At 65.3% G+C, this 1,822-nt stretch carries 2 protein-coding genes; one reads left to right on the top strand and one right to left on the bottom strand.

Features of this window, described 5'->3' with window-relative positions:
* Positions 1–745 precede the first annotated feature (745 nt).
* Positions 746–988, bottom strand: coding sequence for a hypothetical protein (locus AVL48_RS39725; protein WP_061989745.1), 243 nt, complete (start codon positions 986–988; stop codon positions 746–748).
* Between AVL48_RS39725 and AVL48_RS40895 the strand changes: the two genes are divergently transcribed.
* Positions 875–1,207 carry an RNA polymerase sigma factor gene (locus AVL48_RS40895; RefSeq protein ID WP_074038246.1) on the top strand — a complete coding sequence of 111 codons (333 nt, stop codon included), beginning with the start codon at positions 875–877 and terminating at the stop codon, positions 1,205–1,207. The two genes, AVL48_RS39725 and AVL48_RS40895, sit on opposite strands and share 114 nt — an antisense overlap.
* The last annotated feature ends 615 nt before the right edge of the window (positions 1,208–1,822 follow it).

Here is a 1,822-nt window from a genome sequence, read left to right as displayed (position 1 = left end):
AAATCATGACAGGGCCCGCCGCGCTGAGCCAAACTTCGGCTCAGCTCGACCCAGACCACGGTTCCCACCATCGTGCTCACGGCCGACACCACCGGATCGCGCCGCTCCTCCACCATTATCGACCACACCACACACGACGCGATCCTTCAGACGGATGAACCAAGCGACAGAACCCGGCATCTGCGAGCCCGAGACGCGCCCGAGAGGTCCGAAACAGCCCGACACCAGGCGACATACCCCGACACTGCCGATGCGCGATGACCAGACGAAAAAGTCTTGTTCGACATCACTCGACACCACGCTTGTCGAACTGTGGAGCGAAGAACTCCAGACCTGCTGAAGTCCCCCAACCGCAGCGGTTGTGACGAGGAAGCAGAAAGGCTGCTACGCCACCAACCGGCTCTGCAAAGCCCTCCTTGCAGGTCGGCAGCGATGTCGATGTGTGGGCCGGGTCGGCTCGAACCGACGGCCAAGGGATTATGAGACCACAGCTCCGGCATGTCAGCCAGTGTCGTCGGATGCCAAATTCTGGCGGTTTGTGCAGGTCAACGTCAGTTTTAGCCCGGGCCGAGTGCCGCTGCGTGTCGGCCTGTATCGGGCTCTACGTGGGCAACGGAGCCCAATCGGAGACAGCGTAGGGCACGCCTGCAGCACTTGAGGCGTGAGCTCGAAGCATGGGCCGGCAGGACCGGATCTGCCCGGCCCAGCCCCACGACCGATCCACGGCACTCTCTGCCGGAGCGGGCTACAGCCACATCGCCCCCTTGCTGCCCCTGGCCGTGGCGGCGCGGGATCGCGGGGACGACGTCGTGTTCGCGCCCGGGCCGGGCGCGGTCGCGCATTCGCAGGCGGCCGGCAGGCGCTCGATCCGATCGTGCGGCGCTTCGGACTCGACCGGTTCCCCGAGCACCTTCGCGAGGTACTCGGCTACAGCTACGCCGAGATCGCCGCCGAGACCGGAATCAGCGAGTCCACCGCGCGCGTCCATGCGAACCACGCCCGCGCGAGCCTGCGCAGGACCGTTCTCCAGCCAAGTGAGGTATGGATCGTTTATGGCGGCAACGCCACCGCTAGTCGAGACCTGCACGTAGGCAATTGTGTCTACCGCGATAGGCGCAGGAGGGCCTTCAGCCTTCGGCGACTTCTGTCGGCCCGGGCTATGGCGGCTTCCCTGAGCCTGTTCTCCGTGCTGGTCTTTCTGGTGTGATGGCCGCTTGACTCACGGGTGCCGGTCTAAAGGTCGGCTTCGGGAACGCCGATCGCGACACAGTCGCTGAGCGCAATGTGCCCGTCGTCAGGCCTATGCATTCGGTATCCATTGCACTCTCCTGCACACGCGGCGTGGCGGGTCATGTCGTCTTCCCATTGAGCGACCCACCCAGTCGGTGCAGCCAGCGGTCAGAAGGTCACATTGGACAAAGCGTGAACGGCGTCCTGTGCCCAGTCCTGCACGCCGGACTGTGTCCCGGCGGCCGCTTCCGCCGCAGCGGCTTGGCCAAGGTGGAGCAGCATACCGGCGCCGCGCTCGCGTTCAGCCCGGACGGCCGCACCCTCGCCGCCAGAGGAAGAAGCGGGAACTTGCGACTCTTGAGCGTCCCCGCGCCTTAACCGTATGCGCGTGCCCCCAAGGGCCGACGCGTACAGCCCAGGACTACGACGAGCACAGCGCCCTCTCCACCTACAGCGGCAAGTAACGGGAACTGGGCTACCCCGTCACGACGCCGCAGCCTGGTGTCATGAACACCGGATCCGGCGACCTCCGCTGCTCTCATAAGCACCTTGGCTTCAGATGGTCAGTGCACCGGCGGGGGGATAATGATCG

The organism is Amycolatopsis regifaucium, assembly GCF_001613935.1.
Classification (GTDB): domain Bacteria; phylum Actinomycetota; class Actinomycetes; order Mycobacteriales; family Pseudonocardiaceae; genus Amycolatopsis; species Amycolatopsis regifaucium.
Note: the sequence above shows the minus strand (reverse complement) of the source record. Positions and strands in the feature narration are given on the sequence as shown.